Origin of the sequence: Kosakonia sp. N21, assembly GCF_050587465.1 — a bacterium.
Classification (GTDB): domain Bacteria; phylum Pseudomonadota; class Gammaproteobacteria; order Enterobacterales; family Enterobacteriaceae.
In genome coordinates this window covers 328219-349707 of record NZ_JBOBHR010000004.1, presented here as the reverse complement: position 1 = coordinate 349707, position 21489 = coordinate 328219, and the positions used below count along the sequence as shown (strand labels likewise).

Sequence of the window (21489 nt, the reverse complement as noted above, 5' to 3'; positions counted from 1 at the left end):
AATCAAATCACGCCAGCACAACCGCTGAGCAAACCCATTGCAAAAACAGGGAAAATTTGCTCCTGAGCGGTGCCCGGCGTAGACTGACAGAATTTTTAAGGAGTAGAAAAATGCAAGGTACATCTCAGCCTATTGACCGCCAGGCTCTGCTTGAACTGGCTAATCAACTTATCCGCGATCATGAAGACACCCTTGCCGGTATAGAGGCCACAAATGTTACCCAGCGTAACGGTGTACTGGTGTTCAGCGGTGAATACTATCTGGATGAACAGGGTTTGCCGACGGCGAAAAGCACAGCGGTATTTAATATGTTCAAATACTTAGCTCACGAACTCTCTGAAAAATATCATCTGATTGATTAAACAAAAACGCGAGGCCGAAGCCTCGCGTTTTTGTTTACATAAGCGGTTTTTGCCCTCGCTGCCACCAGCGCATCAGCAAATGGTCGATACTCTCTGTCGCACTGCCGGTAAAACGCTCCATCAGTTTCTTCCGCTGTTGATAACGAATGCCAATGACCTCATGGTCTTCGAGCAGCCCGAGCAGCAGTTCATCGCTGGTGCCAATCGCGTCAATTAAGCCGTTCTCCAGCGCTTGCGAACCGTACCAGTGTTCGCCGGTCGCCACTTTTTCAATATCCAGACCGGGACGCATCTGGCTAACGAAGCCTTTAAACAGATCGTGAGTTTCGTTCAGACTTTCACGAAATTTTTGCCGCCCTTCTTCTGTGTTTTCACCTAACAGCGTCAGCGTGCGTTTAAACTGCCCGGCGGTATGCAGTTCGATATCGATCTCTTTCCCTTTCAGGAAGCGGTTAAAGTTCGGGATTTGCGCAACCACGCCAATAGAGCCGATGATGGCAAACGGCGCGGCGACAATTTTATCCGCCACGCAGGCCATCATATAGCCACCGCTGGCGGCCACTTTATCCACGGCGATAGTCAGCGGGATCTGCCTGTCACGCAGGCGCTGCAACTGCGATGCAGCAAGACCATAACCATGAACCACGCCGCCAGGGCTTTCCAGACGGACAATCACCTGATCCTGCGGCTTCGCTACCGTCAACACGGCCGTGATCTCTTCACGGAGGGCGCTAACCTCGCCGGCATCCATACTGCCTTTAAAATCCAGCACATAAACGCGGGATTTCCCTTTTTCATCCGCTTCCCCGGCTTTGGCTCTCGCTTTTGCCGCTTTAGCCTCCAGCTTCAGCTTTTTCTTGCGCGCTTTTTGCCACTGTTTCTGTTGGTGGTCATCCAGCAATGCTGCGGACATCTCCTCCTGCATCTCTTTATATTGATCGCTCAGACGAGTGACCCGTAGTTCACCCCGCTGGCGCTTACGCTGCGTCAGGTTAACAATAAGCACCGCGACCACCGCAATCGCCACAACTACGGTCGCGATCTTGGCCAAAAACAAACCATATTCAGACAGTAATTCCACGCGTACCACCTCGATTACACCACTCAACAATCGCTCCAGTGTACATGAGCCCTTTCGGCGCGTCTCGCGTAAGCGATTGACCTTTTGCGGCATGTGACTGAATTTTTTACGACTCTGCGGCGTAAACCTTGTCCAACTCTCCGCTTGACCGATTGAAATGCCCCTCTGTTTAAGGCATAAAGCCAACATATGATGTGAAATACAGGCCCGGGCCTGAGGAGACAGCGTGCACTATCAGCCACAACGCGATCTTTTAAACGACCGAATCATTCTTGTGACCGGTGCCAGCGATGGTATCGGTAAAGAAGCGGCCCTGACTTACGCCCGTTACGGCGCCAGCGTCATCCTGCTGGGGCGTAATGAAGAAAAATTGCGCCAGGTCGCGCAGACTATCCGTGAACAAGAAGGCCAGCACGCGCAGTGGTTCACGCTGGATATGGCAACCTGCACACCGCAAACCTGCCAACAACTGGCGGAGGCCATTGCCGCTGATGCGCCACGCCTCGACGGCGTACTGCATAATGCAGGCGTGCTGGGCGATGTCGCACCGATGAGCGAGCAGGTTCCCGCCGTCTGGGATGAGGTCATGCAGGTCAATATTAACGCCACGTTTTATCTCACCCAGGCGCTGCTTCCTTTATTACTGCGATCTGAAAGTGGCTCGCTGGTGTTTACCTCTTCCAGCGTTGGGCGACAAGGGCGTGCTAACTGGGGCGCGTATGCCGTCTCGAAGTTCGCGACGGAAGGCATGATGCAGGTGCTGGCAGAGGAGTACCAGAACCGGTTACGGGTCAACTGCATCAATCCAGGCGGTACACGCACCAACATGCGCGCCAGTGCTTTCCCGACGGAAGATCCGCAAAAACTAAAAACACCTGCCGATATCATGCCGCTTTACCTGTGGCTGATGGGCGATGACAGCCGCCGCAAAACGGGTATGAGCTTTGATGCGCAGCCCGGGCGCAAACCAGGAATGTCACAATGAGCGATGAACGTTATCAACAGCGCCAACAGCGGGTAAAAGATCGTGTTGATGCCCGCGTTGCCGCGGCACAGGATGAGCGTGGGATTATTATTGTCTTCACCGGCAACGGTAAGGGCAAAACCACCGCCGCATTCGGCACCGCGACCCGCGCGGTTGGGCATAACAAAAAAGTGGGCGTCATTCAGTTTATTAAGGGTACCTGGCCAAACGGCGAACGTAACTTGCTGGAACCGCTGGGCGTAGAGTTTCAGGTCATGGCGACCGGTTTTACGTGGGATACGCAGAACCGCGAAAGCGATACCGCAGCGTGCCTCGCTGTATGGCAACATGCCGAGCGTATGCTGGCGGACCCGCAGCTTGATCTGGTGTTGCTGGATGAACTGACCTATATGGTGGCCTACGATTATCTGCCACTGGAGACAGTGCTGACGGCATTAACTAACCGCCCGGCGACGCAGACAGTGATCATCACTGGCCGGGGTTGTCACCGGGATATCCTGGAAATTGCTGATACGGTCAGTGAATTACGCCCGGTCAAACATGCCTTCGAAGCGGGCGTAAAAGCGCAAATCGGCATCGATTATTAACACCGCGCCCTGTTTTTCACTGCTGTTTCCTGCAACAAAAAAGGGGCTTTCGCCCCTTTTTTATTTTAATCGTTCTTCGTGCGTCCACCTGCAGCGCGGCGGTTACCTGCTGGCTGGCTGTGGCGTTTCACGGCACGACGGATTTGATTGGCTTTCATGCGGCGACGATCTTTTTCTACCGCCACTTTCGACTGCGTTTCCGCTTCCAGCCCAACCAGCTCACGCAGGTAGTTGGTTTGCGCGAGATCCAATTCCGTCCAGCCGCCACGCGGCAGACCTTTTGGCAGAGGAATGTCACCGTAACGAACGCGGATAAGACGACTCACCTGCACGCCAACCGCTTCCCACAGGCGGCGCACTTCACGGTTACGGCCTTCGGTCAACGTTACGTTGTACCACTGGTTAATCCCTTCGCCACCGCTGAATTTAATGGTTTTGAAGGCGGCCGGACCGTCTTCCAGTTGCACGCCACGCGCCAGTTCGCGCACTTTATTGTCATCAACTTCGCCGAACACGCGCACAGCATACTCGCGCTCAACTTCACGGCTCGGGTGCATTAATCGGTTTGCCAGTTCACCGTCTGTGGTGAACAGCAACAGACCGCAGGTATTGACGTCGAGACGGCCTACCGCGATCCAGCGCGCACCGCGCAGTTTCGGCAGACGGTCAAACACTGTCGGACGACCTTCCGGATCGTTGCGCGTGCAGAGCTCACCTTCCGGTTTGTAATACGCCAGCACGCGGCAAATCTGCTCAACGGACTCTTTGACCGAAATGAGATGACCATCAATACGGATTTTCAGCCCCGGCGTCACATCCACACGGTCGCCCAGTGTCGCAATTTTGCCGTCCACGCTGACGCGGCCGGCTTCAATAATAGATTCGATTTCACGGCGGGAACCGTGGCCAGCTCGCGCCAGCACTTTCTGTAGTTTCTCGCTCATAGAGCATCCTTCAGGTGTCGCCTTCACAGGCGTCGAATAGGGTCATCAGTACGGCAATGCCGCTGAAATGGCCGCGTAGTATAGCGACTTGCGCCGCTATAAGAAAGGCTTAACGTCGCCAACACCTTCACGGATCACCACCGGCGCATCATCCGTTAAGTCCACCACCGTTGTTGGCTGCTGGCCGAGATAGCCGCCATGGATGATCAAATCCACCAGCTTCTCCAGACGATCTTTGATTTCATCGGGATCCGATTCAGTAAAATCACTGCCCGGCAGCATCAGAGAGGTTGAAAGCATCGGTTCATTGAGCGCTTCCAGCAGGGCCAGTGCAATCGGATTCGACGGCACACGCAAACCAATGGTCTTGCGTTTTTCCTGCAATAAACGACGCGGCACGTCCTTCGTCCCCTTGAGGATAAAGGTGTAATTGCCTGGAGTGTTATTTTTGATCAGCCGAAAGGCGATATTGTCTACGAACGCATAGGTCGAGAGTTCGGACAAATCGCGGCACATCAGCGTGAAGTTGTGACCATCCGGCAGATGGCGAATACGACAAATTCGCTCCATCGCGCTTTTATCTTCAATTTTGCACCCCAGCGCATAACCGGAGTCGGTGGGATAGACGATCACACCGCCCTTGCGCACAATGTCCACCGCCTGATTAATCAGGCGCGGTTGCGGGTTTTCCGGATGAATATAAAAAAACTGACTCATACTTCCCTCTCTGTGGTGTTCTGCGGCTGCTCCCAGCGTTGCCAGACACCGTCAACCCCGGCAGGGAGCCAGAGCTTACGCCCCAGTTCGATCCACGGGCAGGGCTGGTGGAAATCCGATCCTTGCGACGCCAGCAAACCAAACTGACGTGCATAAAGGGCTAGCTGTGCACGTTCATTAGGAGCCTGCTGGCATTGGGCAACTTCCATTGCCTCACCGCCGCTTTGAGCAAAATGCGCCAGCAGTCTTTTCAACCATTTAGCGGACAGGTTATAACGCCCGGGATGGGCCAGTACTGCCGTTCCGCCAGAATGATGAATCACTTCAATAGCTTGTTCTATTGTACACCACTGCGGAGGAACATATCCGGTTTTCCCGCGGGCAAGGTACTTTTTGAAGACGTCAGCCATCGTATTTGCCTTACCCATTTCGACCAGGTAACGGGCGAAATGGCCACGTGTTACCGAAGCGCCCTGCGCCAGGCGTTGTGCCCCTTCCCACGCACCAGCAATGTGCGCCTTTTCCAGGCGTTCAGCGATAAGCTTCGCACGCTGCAACCGCCGTTCTGATTGCGCCTGCAAAAAGTCGCGCATTTGCGGATGGTCAATGTCGATATTCAAGCCAACAATGTGAATTTCGTGATTTTCCCAGACCGTGGAGATCTCCACGCCGGTAATCAGTTGCAGGTTTAACCCCGCACGGGCAATTTCTGCCTGCGCCGCAGGAATGGCGTCGGTGCAATCATGGTCGGTGATCGCCAGCGTGCCCACACGCATGTCGACGGCGCGATGCACCAGTTGTTCCGGGGAAAGCAGACCGTCGGAAGCCGTCGTGTGGCTGTGGAGGTCATAAATAATGGCGTAATTCGTGTCGCTCAAAGCGGCTCCGCTAATTTATCAGGATAACTGTTTGTCCCATATCATAACGGTTCGCCATGTTTTTCTGAATCCGAGGGTTGACATTCCCTCACCGAACCAGTTAACTAGTACGCAAGTTCACACGACAAGGTATCCTAAAATGAATGCACATTTCTCCGCTAATCGTTGGTGGCGCACTCCCTGACAGGGCTGTGAGATCACGTGCGCATTCAGCATACCGATACCCCGGCCCGCTCATACAGCGGGCTTTTTTTTGAACAAATTAATGAGAGCGATTATGCAAACGCAAAAACCGGCACTCGAACTTCTGACCAGCAACGCCGCCTATCGGGGTAACCCAACGGCGCTGTTCCACCAGCTCTGCGGCGCACGCCCGGCAACATTACTGCTGGAGTCTGCGGATATCGACAGCAAAAATGATTTAAAAAGCCTGCTGCTGGTCGATGCTGCACTGCGAATTACCGCTTTAGGTGACACTGTCACTATCAGAGCCCTGACCGCTAACGGCGCAGCATTATTGCCCCTGCTGGATGCCGCGCTTCCGGCCGGTGTAGAAAATACGATTTCCACTGATGGACGTGAGCTGCGCTTCCCGCCTGTCAGCACGCTGCTTGATGAAGATGCCCGCCTCTGTTCACTCTCGGTTTTTGACGCCTTCCGCCTGTTGCAGGACCTGGTGGTGGTGCCGGCCGATGAACGCGAAGCGATGTTTTTTGGCGGGCTGTTTGCCTATGACCTGGTCGCCGGCTTTGAAGATTTACCGGCCCTTACCCACGACCGCCGCTGCCCGGATTACTGTTTCTATCTCGCAGAAACCTTACTGGTGATCGACCACCAGAAACAGCAAACCCGCATCCAGTGCAGTCTGTTCAGCGACGCCGCCAGCGAGAAAGCCCGCCTGACCCAGCGTATTGAGGCGCTGCGCCAGCAGTTGGATCTCGACGCACCGCCGCTACCAGTGGTTACCGTTGAACATATGCGCTGTGATACCAACCAGAGCGATGAAGAGTACGGCTCGGTGGTGCGCGAAATGCAAAAAGCGATTCGCGCAGGGGAAATTTTCCAGGTGGTGCCTTCACGCCGTTTCACCTTGCCCTGCCCGTCACCGCTGGCGGCCTATGAAGTGCTGAAAAAGAGCAACCCCAGTCCGTACATGTTCTATATGCAGGACGATGATTTCACCCTGTTCGGCGCGTCACCGGAAAGTTCGTTGAAGTACGATGCCAACAATCGGCAGATCGAAATTTACCCGATCGCAGGTACGCGCCCGCGCGGGCGTCGCCCGGACGGTTCCCTGGATCGCGATCTCGACAGCCGTATCGAACTCGATATGCGTACCGACCACAAGGAGCTGTCAGAACACCTGATGTTGGTGGATTTAGCACGTAATGATCTGGCGCGGATCTGTACCCCAGGCAGTCGTTATGTCGCCGATCTGACCAAGGTCGACCGCTACTCCTATGTCATGCATCTGGTTTCCCGCGTGGTGGGCGAATTGCGCGCGGATCTTGACGTGCTGCACGCGTACCGCGCCTGTATGAACATGGGTACCCTGAGCGGCGCGCCGAAAGTCCGCGCGATGCAACTGATTGCTCAGGCGGAAGGCGCACGTCGCGGCAGTTATGGCGGCGCAGTGGGTTACTTTACCGCCCACGGCGATCTGGATACCTGCATCGTTATCCGCTCAGCATGGGTTGAAGATGGCATCGCCACCGTGCAGGCCGGCGCAGGCGTGGTGCTGGATTCAGTGCCGCAGTCTGAAGCCGACGAAACCCGCAACAAAGCCCGCGCGGTTCTGCGCGCTATCGCCACCGCACATCATGCACAGGAGACGTTCTGATGGCTGACATTCTGCTGCTCGATAATATCGACTCATTTACCTATAACCTGGCGGATCAGCTGCGTGCGAGTGGACATAACGTGGTGATTTACCGCAACCATGTCCCCGCGCAAACCTTAATTGATCGCCTGGCAACCATGAAAAATCCGGTGTTGATGCTCTCTCCTGGGCCAGGCGCGCCATCCGAAGCGGGTTGTATGCCGGAACTGCTGACCCGCATGCGCGGTAAGTTGCCGATTATCGGCATCTGCCTTGGGCATCAGGCGATTGTTGAAGCCTACGGCGGTTATGTTGGCCAGGCGGGCGAAATCCTGCACGGTAAGGCCTCCAGTATTGAGCATGATGGTCAGGCGATGTTTGCAGGCCTGAGCAACCCGCTGCCGGTAGCGCGTTATCATTCGCTGGTGGGGAGCAATATTCCGGCCGGTCTGACGATTAATGCACACTTTAATGGCATGGTGATGGCGGTCCGTCACGACGCCGATCGCGTATGCGGTTTTCAGTTTCACCCGGAATCCATTCTGACCACCCAGGGCGCGCGTCTGCTTGAGCAAACGCTGGCATGGGCGCTACAGAAACTGGAGCAAACCAATACGCTGCAACCGATTCTGGAAAAATTGTATCAGGCGCAAACGCTGAGCCAGCAGGAGAGCCACCAGCTCTTTTCTGCGGTGGTGCGCGGTGAACTGAAACCGGAACAACTGGCCGCCGCGCTGGTCAGCATGAAGATCCGTGGTGAGCACCCGAATGAGATCGCTGGTGCAGCGACCGCCTTGCTGGAAAACGCCGCGCCATTCCCACGCCCGGACTATCCTTTCGCCGATATCGTGGGTACCGGTGGCGACGGCAGCAACAGCATTAATATTTCTACCGCCAGCGCCTTTGTCGCCGCTGCTTGTGGACTGAAAGTGGCCAAACACGGTAACCGCAGCGTCTCCAGCCGCTCCGGCTCTTCGGATTTACTCGCTGCGTTCGGTATCAATCTCGATATGAATGCAGACAAGTCACGCAATGCGCTGGATGAGTTAGGCGTGTGCTTCCTGTTCGCGCCGAAGTATCACACCGGTTTCCGCCATGCGATGCCCGTCCGCCAGCAGTTGAAAACCCGCACGTTGTTTAACGTACTGGGTCCATTGATTAACCCGGCGCATCCGCCGCTGGCGTTGATTGGCGTCTACAGCCCTGAACTGGTGCTGCCTATCGCCGAAACGCTGCGTGTGCTGGGTTATCAACGTGCCGCCGTGGTCCACAGCGGCGGTATGGATGAAGTGTCCCTGCATGCGCCAACGCTGGTAGCAGAGTTACACGATGGCGAGATCAAAAGTTACCAGTTGACCGCCGCAGACTTCGGCCTGACGCCTTATCACCAGGAGGCGCTGGCGGGCGGCACACCGGAAGAAAACCGTGACATTCTGACACGCTTATTACAAGGTAAAGGCGAGGCAGCCCACGAAGCCGCCGTGGCCGCCAACGTCGCGATGCTGATGCGTTTGCACGGCGAAGAGGATTTACAGGCCAACACGCAAAAAGTACTGGATGTGCTGCACAGTGGAGCAGCCTACGACAAAGTCACCGCACTGGCGGCACGAGGATAAATAATGCAGACCGTTTTAGCGAAGATCGTCGCGGATAAAGCCATATGGATTGCAGCACGCAAGGAGCAGCAGCCACTGGCCAGCTTCCAGAATGAAGTGGTACCGAGCACACGCCGTTTTTATGACGCCCTGCAGGGGACGCGCACGGCATTTATCCTGGAGTGCAAGAAAGCCTCGCCCTCAAAAAGGGTGATCCGTAATGATTTCGACCCGGCCCGTATCGCCGGGATCTACAAACATCATGCGTCCGCCATTTCTGTGCTGACTGATGAGAAATATTTTCAGGGTAGCTTTGATTTTCTGCCGATTGTCAGCGGGATCGCGCCGCAGCCAATCCTGTGCAAAGACTTTATTATCGATGCCTACCAAATTTATCTGGCGCGATATTACCAGGCCGATGCCTGCCTGCTGATGCTCTCCGTGCTGGATGACACGCAGTACCGTCAGTTGGCTGCCGTGGCCCATAGTCTGAATATGGGCGTGTTGACGGAAGTCAGTAACGAAGAGGAGCTGCAGCGCGCGATTGCGCTGGAAGCGAAAGTCGTGGGCATTAACAACCGCGATCTGCGCGACCTCTCCATTGATCTGAATCGCACTCGCCAGCTTGCGCCACGCCTTGGCACCGGGGTGACTGTTATCAGTGAATCGGGCATTAATACCTATGCCCAGGTACGGGAACTGAGCCATTTTGCTAACGGCTTCTTGATTGGTTCTGCGTTAATGGCGCACGAGGATCTGGATGCCGCGGTTAAACGCGTACTGCTGGGCGAGAATAAAGTCTGTGGTTTAACCCGCGCGGAAGACGCGCATGCCGCCCACCAGGCTGGCGCTATCTATGGCGGACTGATTTTTGTCGCCAGTTCACCCCGCGCAATCGATGAAGCGCAGGCGCAGGCTGTTATGCAAGGCGCACCGCTGCAATACGTTGGCGTCTTCCGCGATGCTCCGGTGGAAGACGTGGCGGCAAAAGCCAGCAACCTGGGCCTGTGCGCCGTACAACTGCACGGCAGCGAAGATCAGCGTTATATCGATGCATTGCGTGCAGTACTGCCGCCGCAGACGCAAATCTGGAAAGCGCTCAGTGTTGGCGATAGCCTGCCGTCACGCCATCTGCAACAGGTGGACAAATACCTGTTCGACAATGGCCAGGGCGGCAGCGGTAAACAGTTTGACTGGTCGCTGCTGGCGGGCGAGCAACTCGATAATGTCCTGCTGGCAGGCGGTTTAGGTGCGGACAATTGCGTACAGGCGGCGAAAACCGGCTGTGCCGGACTTGATTTTAATTCAGGCGTGGAATCGGAACCTGGTATTAAAGATGCCAGCAAACTGGCCTCGGTGTTCCGCACGCTGCGCGCTTATTAAGGAAAGAGATAATGACGACACTACTGAACCCGTATTTTGGCGAGTTTGGCGGAATGTATGTTCCGCAAATCCTGATGCCGGCACTGCGTCAACTGGAAGAAGCGTTTGTCAGCGCCCAGAGCGATGCCGACTTCCAGCAACAATTTACCGATCTGCTGAAAAACTATGCCGGGCGTCCGACTGCGCTGACCAAATGTCAGAACATTACTGCCGGAACCCGCACCACCCTCTATCTGAAGCGTGAAGATCTGCTGCACGGCGGCGCGCATAAAACGAATCAGGTTCTGGGTCAGGCCCTGCTGGCAAAACGCATGGGTAAAACGGAAATCATCGCCGAAACCGGCGCCGGTCAACACGGCGTGGCGTCGGCCCTCGCCAGCGCCCTGCTCGGTCTGAAATGCCGTATTTATATGGGTGCAAAAGACGTTGAACGCCAGTCACCGAACGTTTTCCGTATGCGTCTGATGGGCGCAGAAGTGATCCCGGTGCACAGCGGTTCCGCCACCCTGAAGGATGCCTGTAATGAAGCCCTGCGCGACTGGTCCGGCAGCTATGAGACAGCGCACTATATGCTGGGCACGGCGGCCGGCCCGCATCCCTTCCCGACCATTGTGCGTGAATTCCAGCGCATGATCGGTGAGGAAACCAAAGCACAGATCCTCGAAAAAGAGGGTCGCCTGCCAGACGCCGTCATCGCCTGTGTCGGCGGCGGCTCGAATGCCATTGGTATGTTTGCCGACTTTATCAATGAAACGGCTGTCGGGTTGATCGGTGTTGAACCGGCCGGGCACGGTATCGACACCGGCGAGCACGGCGCTCCGCTGAAACATGGCCGCGTGGGGATCTACTTCGGTATGAAGTCGCCAATGATGCAAACCGACGAAGGCCAGATCGAAGAGTCTTACTCGATTTCCGCCGGGCTGGATTTCCCGTCAGTCGGGCCGCAGCATGCGTATCTCAATAGCATCGGGCGCGCAGACTATGTCTCCATTACCGATGATGAAGCCCTGGACGCCTTCAAAACCCTGTGTCTGCATGAAGGCATTATCCCGGCGCTGGAGTCCTCCCATGCCCTTGCCCATGCGCTGAAAATGATGCGCGAAAACCCGGAAAAAGAGCAGTTGCTGGTGGTCAACCTCTCCGGACGCGGCGACAAAGACATCTTCACCGTACACGATATTCTGAAAGCGCGAGGGGAAATCTGATGGAACGTTATGACAACTTGTTTAAACAGTTGAACGCGCGCAAAGAAGGCGCTTTTGTCCCCTTCGTCACGCTTGGCGATCCGTCACCGGAACAGTCGCTGAAGATCATCGACACGCTGATTGAAGCCGGGGCAGATGCACTGGAACTGGGGATCCCCTTTTCCGACCCGCTGGCCGATGGCCCGACCATCCAGAATGCGACGCTGCGCGCGTTTGCGTCCGGCGTCACGCCGACCCAGTGTTTTGAAATGCTGGCGGCCATTCGTCAGAAACACCCGGCCATTCCGATCGGCCTGCTGATGTACGCCAACCTGGTGTTTAATCGCGGTATTGATGAGTTTTACGCTCAGTGCGCAAAAGTGGGCGTCGATTCGGTGCTGGTTGCGGATGTCCCCATCGAAGAGTCCGCCCCCTTCCGCCAGGCGGCAATGCGCCATAATGTTGCGCCTATTTTTATCTGCCCACCGAACGCCGATGATGATCTGCTGCGTCAGATTGCCTCCTACGGACGTGGTTACACCTACCTGTTGTCTCGTGCGGGTGTGACCGGTGCGGAAAACCGCGCCGCGCTGCCGCTGCATCATCTGGTGGAGAAGCTGGCCGAATACCATGCTGCGCCAGCATTACAGGGGTTCGGTATTTCTGCGCCGGACCAGGTGTCATCGGCAATTAACGCAGGGGCTGCCGGGGCGATCTCCGGTTCCGCCACCGTGAAGATCATTGAAAACAACCTCAATAATCCTGCTGCCATGCTGGCAGAGTTGAAAACCTTTGCTCAGCAGATGAAAGCCGCGACGTTACCCCGTTAATCCCTCACACCGCCCGATCCGTCGGGCGGTGATCGCCTGTCTTTGTGTCCTGATTTGCATAACACATTGTTAAAAGGTTCATATTTTCTGTGGGATAATAGCAACGACGACTCCCCACAACAGATATGACCGTGATGCGTAAAACCGATTCCCCGATCTGGCAAAGCCAATGGATAGCGCTACTGTTGACCGGCGTTCTTGCCGGGGTGGCAGGGATGTTGATAGCCCTTCTGCTACATGAAATCCAGCATCTGGCTTTTGGCTACAGCCAGCGGTCGCTGATTGGCGGGCCGCCTTTCCTGCAGGGGGTAAGCGATGCCAGCGCGCTGCGCCGTCTGGCAGTGCTCAGCGCAGCAGGGATTGTTGCGGGTTGTGGGTGGTGGCTACTGGCGCGTTATGCAAAAAAACGCGTCAGTGTCGGTACCGCAGTGAACGATGTCACGCAGCCGATGCCCACCGTCACCACGTTGTGCCATGCCTTTCTTCAGGTCATTACCGTCGCGATGGGCTCTCCGCTAGGCAGAGAAAGTGCGCCCCGCGAAGTTGGCGCACTGTTTGGTGGCAGCATCGCCCGCTATTGCGGGTTGAGTGAACAGGAGACAAAACGGGTGATTGCCTGTGGTGCGGGCGCAGGGCTGGCTGCTGTCTATAATGTTCCACTTGCTGGCGCAATTTTCACGCTGGAAGTGTTGCTAGTTACGATCAGTTGGGATGCAGTAATCGCGGCTGTCGTCACGTCAGCCGTTGCCGCATTCGTCGCGTCACTGGTATTGGGCAATGAGCGCCAGTATCTCTTTAGCGCCCCGGAAGCGCCCTTTTCGCTTATCGTTTGGGCAATGCTCTCAGGCCCGCTTTTCGGTTATGCGGCAAGCCTTTTCCGGCGCATGACGAAAACCGCGCGGAGACAGGTCAAAAGTAACTGGCAGATGCCCGTATTCTGTTTTATCGCTTTTACCTGCCTTGGTCTGCTCTCAATCTGGTTTCCCCAGTTGCCGGGAAACGGACGCGGCCCGGTGCAGTTGAGCTTCGGCGGCGGCGTAACGTTGCCATTGGCAGCGATCCTGATTAGCCTGAAAGTATTGAGCATCTGGCTGGTGTTACGTAGCGGTGCGGAAGGTGGCTTGCTGACACCCGGCCTGGCGATTGGCGCGTTGCTTGGCGCACTGATGTTCCTGATTGTTGGATCCTTTTTCCCCAACGCGGATATGGCGGAATTCGCGCTGACAGGGGGCGCGGCCTTTCTGGCGTCCTCAATGCAGATGCCGCTGACCGCCATCGTGCTGCTGATGGAGTTCACCGGGATGGACTTCAGCTTTTTTGTGCCGCTGACGTTATGTGTGGCGGGTGCCTATATGAGCTGCCGTTATTGCGAGAAAGCGGAGTAAAAAGGCTGGTCGTTCATTGACCAGCCTTGTGCGTCCTGATCAGAAACGGTAACCTGCGGAGAACATAAACACCCACGGATCCAGACGCGTGCTGACACTCTGCTGCTGACCGTTGTGTTTAAAGCGCACATCCGTATCAATATCCATGTACCACACCGACATGTTAATCAGCCAGTCGCGGTTGATTAAGTAGTCCAGCCCCACCTGCCCGGCCGCACCCCAGGAGTCTTTCAGGCTTAAGTCGGAAAGCCCCGCCTCTTTACCGGTATCGTTGAATTTTTCGTTAAAGAAGGTGGTGTAGTTGATGCCCGCGCCGATATAAGGCCGCACAGCGCTTTTGGCATCGCCAAAATACCATTGCGCCATCAAGGTCGGCGGAAGATGACTGACGGTGGCGATATCGCCGGTGGGTTTCGTGCCTACGTGGTGGCGAAATGGCGTTGCCGCCAGCAGTTCAACACCGACATTATCGGTTGCCATCCACGTCATCGTGAGACCCAGTTGGGTATTGTTGCTGACATTAAAGCTGCCCAGACTGCCCAACACATTATCAGAACCTGCTGTCGGACGGACGGTGGCGGAACCGGCACGAAAGAAAAATTCGCCTGCTTCGTGCGCGTACGCGCCCCCGGAAAGACTGCCCAGAATCAATGCTGCCACGGCTAATTTTTTCATATCCACTCCATGATTAGGGTTTTTAACGCGCCGTGAATATACCTACAACTGAGTACAAAGTGATCTAACACAGATCACACTTGATGCTGTAATTTAACATTCATTGATCTGAGATAATTTTTACCGCCAGACACAATCATTAACTTTTGTATTCACATCAATTTTTGCCAAACAGATACGTTAAAAAATTCCCCTGTTTCCATCTTGTGCGCCTGTTTATGCGGCGCTAAGTTAGTGGCCTGACAATATGTGTTGATGCGTCGTTAAGTGCAGGTACGTTATGAGTTCACTCAATCCGTGCATGTCGTGCGGAGCCTGTTGTGCGTATTTTCGGGTCTCTTTCTACTGGGCTGAAGCGGATGATGCTGGCGGCCCTGTCCCGGCTCAACTCACTGAGCCACTTACTCCTTTTTTGCGCTGTATGGGCGGAACCAATCAGAAACAGTGCCGTTGCGTGGCACTGGAAGGGATACCCGGTCAATCCGCGCGGTGCAGCATTTACGAAGGACGTCCGTCGCCCTGTCGCGAATTTGCCATGTCCGGCGAAGAGGGCCAGGTGAATGAAGCCTGCGATCGCGCCCGTGCACAGTACGGATTAGCGCCTCTTTACAAAGATATGCTTTTCCATACAAGCAGTGATGCTGCCACTGAGGATGTATTCAGGGTACAATTGCCTGATATTTAACATCGCAATACTCAAGGAGAGTGCATGTCTATCACGGCGAAATCCGTTTACCGTGACACGGGGAATTTTTTTCGTAATCAGTTTGTTACCCTTTTACTGATTGCATTGTTGTGCGCATTTATTACCGCAGTGCTGGGGCATGCTTTTTCGCCCAGTGAAGAGCAACTCTCTATTTTAAGTGAAGGTGATAATCTGGCAGGCAGCGTGGGTTTGTTTGAACTGGTGCAAAATATGACGCCGGAACAGCAAAGCGTACTGCTGCGCGCGTCGGCCGCGTCAACGTTTTCCGGTCTGATCGGCAACGCCATTCTGGCAGGCGGCGTGTTGTTAATGATTCAGATGATCTCAGCCGGTCATCGCGTTAGCGCGCTGCGCGCCATCGGTGCCAGCGCCCCGGTGTTGCCTAAGCTGTTTCTGCTGATCCTGCTGACCACGTTTATGGTGCAGATCGGTATTATGTTTATCATTGTACCTGGTGTGATACTGGCCATTTTGCTGTCGTTTGCCCCTGTTATCCTTGTTCAGGATAAAATCGGCATCTTCGCCTCTATGCGCAGCAGTATGCGCCTTAGCTGGACCAACATGCGCCTGGTGGCACCCGCGGTGATGGGCTGGTTGCTGGCGAAAACGCTGTTGTTGCTGTTTGCACATAATCTGGCGGTGTTTACCCCGGAAGTGGGTGCGGTGATCGCCAATACCCTGAGTAATCTGATCTCAGCCGCGTTGCTTATTTATCTGTTCCGCCTCTATATGTTGATGCGTGCGTGAATAGCCTGGCTGCCCGGTGGGCAGTCCTCTTGATGGAATCGTTGAATGAAGCAGTTTCTTGATTTTCTGCCCCTCGCGCTCTTTTTCGTGGTTTATAAGATGTACGACATTTTCGCCGCGACCAAAGTGCTGATCGTGGCCTCCGCCATCGTGCTGATTTACTGCTGGATCCGCTATCGTAAAGTGGAAAAAGTGGCGCTGATTACGTTCGTGTTGGTGGCCATCTTTGGTGGGTTGACCATCAAATTCCATGCGGTGGAGTTTATTAAATGGAAGGTCACGGTGATTTACGGTCTGTTTGCCGTTGCCTTGTTGTTCAGCCAGTGGGTAATGAAAAAGACGCTGATCCAGCGCATGTTGGGTAAAGAGCTGACCCTGCCCGATGCCGTGTGGTCAAAACTGAATATTGCCTGGGCGCTGTTCTTCATTGCTTGCGGCCTGGCCAATATTTATGTCGCGTTCTGGTTATCCTTTGATACCTGGGTTGATTTTAAAGTCTTTGGCCTGACTATTCTGACGCTGATTTTCACCGTGCTGAGCGGCGTCTATATCTACCGGCATATGCCGCCGCAGGACGATAAATCCTGACCATGACACGCCAGGCCCAGCGCCTGGCTTTTTCTGTGTTCTCCGCCACAAATTCGTAGTAGCATCCCGCCATAAATCCCTCATTACAGAAGAGATAACAATGACAACCACTCAGGACGCTCCTCACGGCGAACTTGTCTTACGCACATTAGCAATGCCAGCAGACACCAATGCCAACGGCGACATTTTCGGCGGTTGGCTGATGTCACAAATGGATATCGGCGGTGCCATTCAGGCCAAAGAGATCGCCCATGGGCGTGTCGTGACGGTACGGGTTGATGGCATGACGTTTCATCGTCCTGTGGCTGTGGGCGACGTCGTCTGCTGCTACGCGCGCTGCGTGAAACGCGGTACTACGTCAATAACCATCAATATCGAAGTGTGGGTGAAAAAAGTGTCGTCTGACCCGATTGGTCAACGCTACAAAGCAACCGAAGCACTGTTTATTTACGTGGCCGTCGATAACGAAGGGAAACCCCGCCCAATCCCGGCGCAGGAATAAAAAAACTGCACCTTAATCCGTCAGAAGTCTGACGTTTGGGGTGCAGTCGATACTGCTGGCGGCGTTACTCCATGCTCGCGCCGCCATTCAGCCGGAAGACGACGTTCACGATCAGGCCTGAACCCGGTTTACCTGCCTCATAGCGCCATTTACGCATGGCGGCTTTCACTTCACGCTCAAACATATTGGCAGGCTGCGCCGACAGAACTTCAACGTTCTCAACGCGGCCATCGGGTGTGACATCGAATTTGACCCGTACACGCCCCTCAATACGCAATGCCTGGGCGCGTGCCGGATATTGCGGCTGGTTACGACTCAACGCCCGCGGCCCTGCCGGTACAGACGGTGCCGGTTTGCTGGTCGCTGCAGACGGTGTCGGGTTAGACACCGGGCGCGCAGGCGCATTACTCTCAGATGGTGATGCCTGCGTCGGCTCGGCCGGTTTTACATCGCGCTTCGGCTGCTCAACTTTTTTCTCGGGTTTCGGCTTCAGCTTGGGTTTCGGTTTCGGCTTCTCGATCACCACGGGCGCTTCTTTCGGCGGCTCAGGAATCGGTTCCGGTTCAGGCTCGGGGGCAGCAACCGGTTCGGGTGGCTGTACAGCTTGCGGGGGTTCCAGATCGGCAGGCGCAACCATCGTCACCGAAATAGGCTGCGCAGGTGCGGGCAATTCAACAACCTGATGTACCGAGGTATAGAGCAGACCCGCCACGACGGCGCCGTGGATACCAACGGACAACAGCGTCGGCCAGGGAAAGCGGCGAGGTAAATCAAGGGTCATTGAAGTCATAATCGTGTCAGTTAAAAAACCAGACCTCGATTCTAAATGCAAATAGCAATCATATTCAACAAGCCATCACGTCCGGCGGCAATTTTGTCCTTCTGGTGCGTAAAAAAACCGCAAACTCCCCATGGTTATCCATCGGGCGAATCTTTACATTGCAGTCATGCGGTCTTTCACATAACGTTATGGCTTTCCGATAGGTAAGGAGCTGTATCCGTGCTTTACGTTATTTTTGCTGAAGATATCGCTGATTCTCTTGAGAAACGTTTGTCCGTGCGCCCTGCTCACCTGGCGCGGCTGCAATTGCTGCATGATGAAGGGCGTCTGCTGACCGCCGGGCCGATGCCTGCTGTCGACAGTAACGATCCGGGAGCCGCAGGTTTTACCGGTTCAACGGTGATTGCTGAGTTTGAATCCCTGGAAGCTGCTCAGGCCTGGGCGCAGGACGATCCTTATGTGGCAGCGGGTGTTTACCAGAACGTGACGGTTAAACCGTTCAAAAAGGTATTTTAACCTTCATCCCGGCCGGGCAAAGGTTGACAGATGGCATAAAAAGACCCGCACCAGACGGGTCTTTTTTTATGCAGAGACACTTAAAAGCGAGATGGCGAACCCAGCGGTACTTCGGCATCCGGCTCGCGGGTGATTCGGTTACGCAAATCGCGGCGGATAAGTTCAATCGCCCAGAACCAGAAAATATGCCCAACCAGCTCAGAAATGTATTCGTCAACTGGCAGATCGGCCAGACCCGGTGTTAAGCCGAGCAGTGGGAACGAGATCCAGTGGACGCAAATGGTCGCCACAATCCCTGCCCATACCCCTTGCCATAATTTCACTTTCGGGAACACTTCCGCTACCACGCAATACCCAATGGCAAACACCAACGAGAAAATGATGTGCGTGACCATAACCGGATTGATGATGTGTTCAGAGAAAGTATAAACAGTATGGGTCGGGTCAATACCCAGATAATCGCGCAAGAAAAGATATGGCGGATTAAACTCATCACGACCGCCAGAAAAAGTCCTTGGCGGCAACGGTACTTCAGCGCCCCATTTTACAAATGCTGATAACACACCCGCAATAATGCCGACAAAGAAGGCTACGCCAAAGCGGCGTCTTGCTGGTTCCGTTCTAACAAAATAATCCTTAAGTGCCATAGTAGTCCCGTTTACTCATAACGTATTAATTTCGCTGAACAATGTTCTATGAGCAAATGACTGCGTATGTTGATCAAGATCACACTTACGTATCTTTACATGGTAAATGGCTATTTTCAGCACTTATTTTAACTGCATTTCATTTTATTTCACCTGCGACAATAAGCGCTTCATTAATTACCAGGCGTGACAGTTAACTTTTCTTTTAAAATATGAGGAAATAATGAAGAAATATGAAAAAGCATTCAATAACACAATCAGAAAGAACGCTTTTTTTATAAGGTTAATGAGCTATGCTTTTTGAAAACAGATTAATGATGACGACACCGGCAATAATCAACCCCATTCCCAGCATCGCCGGGAGATCAAGTTTTTGCCCGTGCACAAACCAGCCCACGATGCCAATCAACACAATACCGGCACCGGACCAAATTGCATAAATAACACCGGTCGGGATACTGCGCATCGGAATGGTCAGACACCAGAAGGCGATGCAATATCCGGCAATACTGATAACACTTGGGATCAGACGAGTAAAACTGTCGGAGGATTTCAGCGCGGTCGTTGCGATAACCTCAACGATGATGGCAATGCCAAGAAATATAAGTGCTTCTTTATTCATTGATTTTAACATCCGCAGGTTAACACTTACTCATCACCAGACGGGTGGCGGTAAAAGGATAAACAATGTGGCTATCGTAACCGACATACAGCGCGTGCTCATGATGGAGTCAACATCACTTTGCCGACATTCACGTGGCCACAAAATAACAATGGGCACCGTTATCGGTGCCCAACGTAATCAGATATCGTAAATAGCAAACAACAACACATTACGATGGCGGTTCACACCGCATTTTCTGATAGCGTGGATGCGCATATTACGGCGCGACTGCGCTTCAAGCCAGCGTGCTTTCCGGCGGCCTATCTGCCGCAGCATACGCCAGCGCCCCACTTCCGGACGACTACGCTTCATTTTTACGACTCAGTGCTTAACGGAAACGCCATTATAGTCTGTCGCCCGCGTCAGACCAGCGCTTTTGGGCGTTTTTATTTGCCAGATGAAGCCGGATGCGTAAACTCACTGAATGACGTTTTGAAAAGGATTTTTATTTATGTCCACCTTTTACACCGTAATGAGCTGGCTGATCGTCTTAGGTTACTGGCTACTGATTGCTGGTGTGACCCTGCGTATTTTGATGAAGCGTCGGGCGGTTACCTCCGCCATGGCATGGCTGTTGGTTATCTACATTCTGCCGCTGGTCGGGATCATCGCCTATCTCTCACTCGGCGAACTGCACCTCGGGAAACGTCGCGCTGAACGTGCCCGTGCCATGTGGCCTTCCACCGCCAAATGGTTAAAGGACCTGAAGAATTTCAAACGTATTTTTGCCGAAGAGAACAGCAGCGTCGCCGCATCACTGTTTAAACTCTGTGAACGCCGCCAGGGCATTGCGGGCGTAAAAGGCAACCAGTTACAGCTGCTTACCAGCTCTGATGATGTGATGCAGGCGCTGATCCGCGATATTCAGCTCGCCCGGCACAATATTGAGATGGTTTTCTATATCTGGCATCCAGGCGGTATGGCGGATCAGGTGGCCGAGTCTCTCATGGCGGCAGCGCGACGCGGCGTGCATTGCCGCCTGTTGCTCGACTCCGCAGGCAGCGTAGCGTTTTTCCGCAGCCCGTGGGTAGGGATGATGCGCAATGCCGGTATCGAGGTAGTGGAGGCGCTCAAGGTAAACCTGATGCGTGTTTTTCTTCGCCGCATGGATTTACGCCAGCACCGTAAAATCGTGCTTATCGACAACTACATCGCCTACACCGGCAGCATGAATATGGTCGATCCTCGCTTCTTTAAACAAGATGCGGGCGTCGGTCAGTGGATCGATTTGATGGCGCGAATGGAAGGCCCAATTGCCACAGCTATGGGGATTATTTACTCCTGTGACTGGGAAATTGAAACCGGCAAGCGCATTCTCCCGCCGCCGCCCGATGCCAATATCATGCCATTCGAGGAAGCTAGCGGGCATACCATCCACACGATCGCATCGGGCCCTGGATTCCCGGAAGATTTGATCCATCAGGCGCTGCTCACGGCGGTTTACTCCTCGCGTGAGTATCTGATCATGACCACGCCTTATTTTGTGCCGAGTGATGATTTACTGCATGCGATTTGCACCGCCGCGCAACGCGGTGTGGACGTCAGCATTATTCTGCCACGCAAAAACGATTCTGTTTTGGTAGGCTGGGCCAGCCGCGCATTCTTTACCGAATTGCTGGCGGCTGGGGTAAAAATTTATCAGTTTGAAGGCGGCCTGCTGCACACCAAGAGCGTACTGGTGGACGGCGAGTTGAGTCTGGTCGGCACCGTCAATCTGGATATGCGCAGTTTATGGCTTAATTTCGAGATTACGCTGGTGATCGACGATGCCGGATTCGGTGGCGATCTGGCAGCCGTACAGGACGACTATATCTCCCGTTCACGGCTTCTTGATGCGCGATTATGGGTCAAACGCCCTTTCTGGCACCGAATCGCTGAACGACTGTTTTACTTCTTTAGTCCGTTGCTGTAAA

General features: G+C 54.3%; 24 protein-coding genes and 1 other annotated feature. Of the genes, 15 read left to right on the top strand and 9 right to left on the bottom strand.

Annotated features, from left to right (window positions below; translation table 11 throughout):
• The first annotated feature begins 110 nt into the window (after positions 1-110).
• Positions 111-362: a YciN family protein gene (locus tag ACQ3G7_RS11910; RefSeq protein ID WP_263100683.1), complete on the top strand. Its 252-nt coding sequence runs from the start codon at positions 111-113 to the stop codon at positions 360-362.
• A 34-nt stretch (positions 363-396) separates the two neighbouring features.
• Here ACQ3G7_RS11910 and sohB read toward each other — a convergent pair whose 3' ends face one another.
• Entirely contained in the window at positions 397-1443 is a 1047-nt protein-coding gene (gene sohB, locus ACQ3G7_RS11905) for a protease SohB (protein WP_430890131.1), read from the bottom strand.
• A 226-nt stretch (positions 1444-1669) separates the two neighbouring features.
• Between sohB and ACQ3G7_RS11900 the strand changes: the two genes are divergently transcribed.
• Positions 1670-2428, top strand: a complete 759-nt coding sequence (locus ACQ3G7_RS11900) for a YciK family oxidoreductase (RefSeq protein ID WP_430889944.1) — start codon at positions 1670-1672, stop codon at positions 2426-2428.
• On the top strand, positions 2425-3015 hold the full coding sequence (gene cobO / locus ACQ3G7_RS11895; protein WP_430889943.1) for a cob(I)yrinic acid a,c-diamide adenosyltransferase: 591 nt from the start codon (positions 2425-2427) through the stop codon (positions 3013-3015). The genes ACQ3G7_RS11900 and cobO overlap by 4 nt, the downstream gene beginning before the upstream one ends.
• Positions 3016-3080: 65 nt before the next feature.
• On the opposite strand, the gene rluB is transcribed toward cobO, so the two are convergent.
• The 3 genes from rluB to rnm all read right to left on the bottom strand — a co-directional run bounded on the left by rluB (position 3081) and on the right by rnm (position 5554).
• Complete coding sequence (rluB, locus tag ACQ3G7_RS11890) at positions 3081-3959, bottom strand: 23S rRNA pseudouridine(2605) synthase RluB (RefSeq protein WP_430889942.1); 879 nt, start codon at positions 3957-3959, stop codon at positions 3081-3083.
• Positions 3960-4055: 96 nt separating this feature from the next.
• A complete protein-coding gene (locus ACQ3G7_RS11885) occupies positions 4056-4676 on the bottom strand; it encodes an L-threonylcarbamoyladenylate synthase (RefSeq protein WP_263100678.1) in 621 nt (206 codons plus the stop codon).
• On the bottom strand, positions 4673-5554 hold the full coding sequence (gene rnm / locus ACQ3G7_RS11880) for an RNase RNM (RefSeq protein WP_430889941.1): 882 nt from the start codon (positions 5552-5554) through the stop codon (positions 4673-4675). The genes ACQ3G7_RS11885 and rnm overlap by 4 nt, the downstream gene beginning before the upstream one ends.
• 160 nt (positions 5555-5714) lie before the next feature.
• Positions 5715-5809: a sequence feature (Trp leader region), on the top strand.
• Positions 5810-5831: 22 nt separating this feature from the next.
• Between rnm and ACQ3G7_RS11875 the strand changes: the two genes are divergently transcribed.
• The 6 genes from ACQ3G7_RS11875 to ACQ3G7_RS11850 all read left to right on the top strand — a co-directional run bounded on the left by ACQ3G7_RS11875 (position 5832) and on the right by ACQ3G7_RS11850 (position 13750).
• On the top strand, positions 5832-7394 hold the full coding sequence (locus ACQ3G7_RS11875) for an anthranilate synthase component 1 (protein ID WP_430889940.1): 1563 nt from the start codon (positions 5832-5834) through the stop codon (positions 7392-7394).
• Complete coding sequence (gene trpD / locus ACQ3G7_RS11870) at positions 7394-8989, top strand: bifunctional anthranilate synthase glutamate amidotransferase component TrpG/anthranilate phosphoribosyltransferase TrpD (RefSeq protein WP_430889939.1); 1596 nt, start codon at positions 7394-7396, stop codon at positions 8987-8989. Before ACQ3G7_RS11875 ends, trpD begins: the two co-directional genes overlap by 1 nt.
• A gap of 3 nt (positions 8990-8992) precedes the next feature.
• Positions 8993-10351 carry a bifunctional indole-3-glycerol-phosphate synthase TrpC/phosphoribosylanthranilate isomerase TrpF gene (trpCF, locus tag ACQ3G7_RS11865; RefSeq protein ID WP_430889938.1) on the top strand — a complete coding sequence of 453 codons (1359 nt, stop codon included), beginning with the start codon at positions 8993-8995 and terminating at the stop codon, positions 10349-10351.
• Between the two features lie 11 nt (positions 10352-10362).
• Complete coding sequence (gene trpB, locus ACQ3G7_RS11860) at positions 10363-11556, top strand: tryptophan synthase subunit beta (RefSeq protein ID WP_263100673.1); 1194 nt, start codon at positions 10363-10365, stop codon at positions 11554-11556.
• Positions 11556-12365: a tryptophan synthase subunit alpha gene (gene trpA, locus ACQ3G7_RS11855; protein ID WP_430889937.1), complete on the top strand. Its 810-nt coding sequence runs from the start codon at positions 11556-11558 to the stop codon at positions 12363-12365. The genes trpB and trpA overlap by 1 nt, the downstream gene beginning before the upstream one ends.
• A 134-nt stretch (positions 12366-12499) precedes the next feature.
• Positions 12500-13750, top strand: a complete 1251-nt coding sequence (locus ACQ3G7_RS11850) for a chloride channel protein (protein ID WP_430889936.1) — start codon at positions 12500-12502, stop codon at positions 13748-13750.
• A gap of 39 nt (positions 13751-13789) precedes the next feature.
• Here the strand turns inward: ACQ3G7_RS11850 and ompW are convergent, their stop codons facing one another.
• Positions 13790-14425: an outer membrane protein OmpW gene (gene ompW / locus ACQ3G7_RS11845; RefSeq protein ID WP_430889935.1), complete on the bottom strand. Its 636-nt coding sequence runs from the start codon at positions 14423-14425 to the stop codon at positions 13790-13792.
• A gap of 280 nt (positions 14426-14705) precedes the next feature.
• On the opposite strand from ompW, the gene ACQ3G7_RS11840 reads away from it, so the two are divergent.
• The 4 genes from ACQ3G7_RS11840 to yciA all read left to right on the top strand — a co-directional run bounded on the left by ACQ3G7_RS11840 (position 14706) and on the right by yciA (position 16968).
• Positions 14706-15110: a YkgJ family cysteine cluster protein gene (locus tag ACQ3G7_RS11840; RefSeq protein WP_430889934.1), complete on the top strand. Its 405-nt coding sequence runs from the start codon at positions 14706-14708 to the stop codon at positions 15108-15110.
• Positions 15111-15134: 24 nt separating this feature from the next.
• Complete coding sequence (locus ACQ3G7_RS11835; RefSeq protein WP_430889933.1) at positions 15135-15878, top strand: YciC family protein; 744 nt, start codon at positions 15135-15137, stop codon at positions 15876-15878.
• Between the two features lie 45 nt (positions 15879-15923).
• A complete protein-coding gene (locus tag ACQ3G7_RS11830; RefSeq protein WP_263100667.1) occupies positions 15924-16466 on the top strand; it encodes a septation protein A in 543 nt (180 codons plus the stop codon).
• Positions 16467-16566: 100 nt separating this feature from the next.
• Complete coding sequence (gene yciA, locus ACQ3G7_RS11825) at positions 16567-16968, top strand: acyl-CoA thioester hydrolase YciA (RefSeq protein WP_263100666.1); 402 nt, start codon at positions 16567-16569, stop codon at positions 16966-16968.
• 64 nt (positions 16969-17032) lie between these two features.
• Here yciA and tonB read toward each other — a convergent pair whose 3' ends face one another.
• Positions 17033-17749, bottom strand: a complete 717-nt coding sequence (tonB, locus tag ACQ3G7_RS11820) for a TonB system transport protein TonB (RefSeq protein ID WP_430890130.1) — start codon at positions 17747-17749, stop codon at positions 17033-17035.
• Between the two features lie 219 nt (positions 17750-17968).
• Between tonB and ACQ3G7_RS11815 the strand changes: the two genes are divergently transcribed.
• Entirely contained in the window at positions 17969-18265 is a 297-nt protein-coding gene (locus ACQ3G7_RS11815; protein WP_088237637.1) for a YciI family protein, read from the top strand.
• Positions 18266-18345: 80 nt separating this feature from the next.
• On the opposite strand, the gene ACQ3G7_RS11810 is transcribed toward ACQ3G7_RS11815, so the two are convergent.
• The 3 genes from ACQ3G7_RS11810 to ACQ3G7_RS11800 form a co-directional block, all read right to left on the bottom strand.
• Entirely contained in the window at positions 18346-18912 is a 567-nt protein-coding gene (locus tag ACQ3G7_RS11810) for a YagU family protein (RefSeq protein ID WP_263100665.1), read from the bottom strand.
• Positions 18913-19195: 283 nt separating this feature from the next.
• The gene (locus ACQ3G7_RS11805; protein ID WP_430889932.1) at positions 19196-19534 is read right to left on the bottom strand and encodes an SMR family transporter; all 339 of its coding nucleotides are present in this window, start codon (positions 19532-19534) and stop codon (positions 19196-19198) included.
• Positions 19535-19714: 180 nt separating this feature from the next.
• Positions 19715-19888, bottom strand: coding sequence for a YciY family protein (locus ACQ3G7_RS11800; RefSeq protein ID WP_263100663.1), 174 nt, complete (start codon positions 19886-19888; stop codon positions 19715-19717).
• 139 nt (positions 19889-20027) lie between these two features.
• Between ACQ3G7_RS11800 and cls the strand changes: the two genes are divergently transcribed.
• Positions 20028-21488 carry a cardiolipin synthase gene (gene cls / locus ACQ3G7_RS11795; RefSeq protein ID WP_263100662.1) on the top strand — a complete coding sequence of 487 codons (1461 nt, stop codon included), beginning with the start codon at positions 20028-20030 and terminating at the stop codon, positions 21486-21488.
• Position 21489 lies beyond the last annotated feature (1 nt).

Excerpts from the sequence above, each read along its gene's own strand:
- rluB (WP_430889942.1), bottom strand. The coding sequence starts at position 3,959 with ATGAGCGAGAAACTACAGAAAGTGCTGGCGCGAGCTGGCCACGGTTCC.
- ACQ3G7_RS11840 (WP_430889934.1), top strand. The coding sequence starts at position 14,706 with ATGAGTTCACTCAATCCGTGCATGTCGTGCGGAGCCTGTTGTGCGTAT.
- cobO (WP_430889943.1), top strand. The coding sequence starts at position 2,425 with ATGAGCGATGAACGTTATCAACAGCGCCAACAGCGGGTAAAAGATCGT.
- tonB (WP_430890130.1), bottom strand. The coding sequence starts at position 17,749 with ATGACCCTTGATTTACCTCGCCGCTTTCCCTGGCCGACGCTGTTGTCC.
- yciA (WP_263100666.1), top strand. The coding sequence starts at position 16,567 with ATGACAACCACTCAGGACGCTCCTCACGGCGAACTTGTCTTACGCACA.
- ACQ3G7_RS11805 (WP_430889932.1), bottom strand. The coding sequence starts at position 19,534 with ATGAATAAAGAAGCACTTATATTTCTTGGCATTGCCATCATCGTTGAG.
- ACQ3G7_RS11910 (WP_263100683.1), top strand. The coding sequence starts at position 111 with ATGCAAGGTACATCTCAGCCTATTGACCGCCAGGCTCTGCTTGAACTG.
- ACQ3G7_RS11875 (WP_430889940.1), top strand. The coding sequence starts at position 5,832 with ATGCAAACGCAAAAACCGGCACTCGAACTTCTGACCAGCAACGCCGCC.
- ACQ3G7_RS11850 (WP_430889936.1), top strand. The coding sequence starts at position 12,500 with ATGCGTAAAACCGATTCCCCGATCTGGCAAAGCCAATGGATAGCGCTA.
- ompW (WP_430889935.1), bottom strand. The coding sequence starts at position 14,425 with ATGAAAAAATTAGCCGTGGCAGCATTGATTCTGGGCAGTCTTTCCGGG.
- trpD (WP_430889939.1), top strand. The coding sequence starts at position 7,394 with ATGGCTGACATTCTGCTGCTCGATAATATCGACTCATTTACCTATAAC.
- trpB (WP_263100673.1), top strand. The coding sequence starts at position 10,363 with ATGACGACACTACTGAACCCGTATTTTGGCGAGTTTGGCGGAATGTAT.
- ACQ3G7_RS11830 (WP_263100667.1), top strand. The coding sequence starts at position 15,924 with ATGAAGCAGTTTCTTGATTTTCTGCCCCTCGCGCTCTTTTTCGTGGTT.
- trpCF (WP_430889938.1), top strand. The coding sequence starts at position 8,993 with ATGCAGACCGTTTTAGCGAAGATCGTCGCGGATAAAGCCATATGGATT.
- ACQ3G7_RS11800 (WP_263100663.1), bottom strand. The coding sequence starts at position 19,888 with ATGAAGCGTAGTCGTCCGGAAGTGGGGCGCTGGCGTATGCTGCGGCAG.
- ACQ3G7_RS11835 (WP_430889933.1), top strand. The coding sequence starts at position 15,135 with ATGTCTATCACGGCGAAATCCGTTTACCGTGACACGGGGAATTTTTTT.
- cls (WP_263100662.1), top strand. The coding sequence starts at position 20,028 with ATGTCCACCTTTTACACCGTAATGAGCTGGCTGATCGTCTTAGGTTAC.
- trpA (WP_430889937.1), top strand. The coding sequence starts at position 11,556 with ATGGAACGTTATGACAACTTGTTTAAACAGTTGAACGCGCGCAAAGAA.
- ACQ3G7_RS11810 (WP_263100665.1), bottom strand. The coding sequence starts at position 18,912 with ATGGCACTTAAGGATTATTTTGTTAGAACGGAACCAGCAAGACGCCGC.
- ACQ3G7_RS11885 (WP_263100678.1), bottom strand. The coding sequence starts at position 4,676 with ATGAGTCAGTTTTTTTATATTCATCCGGAAAACCCGCAACCGCGCCTG.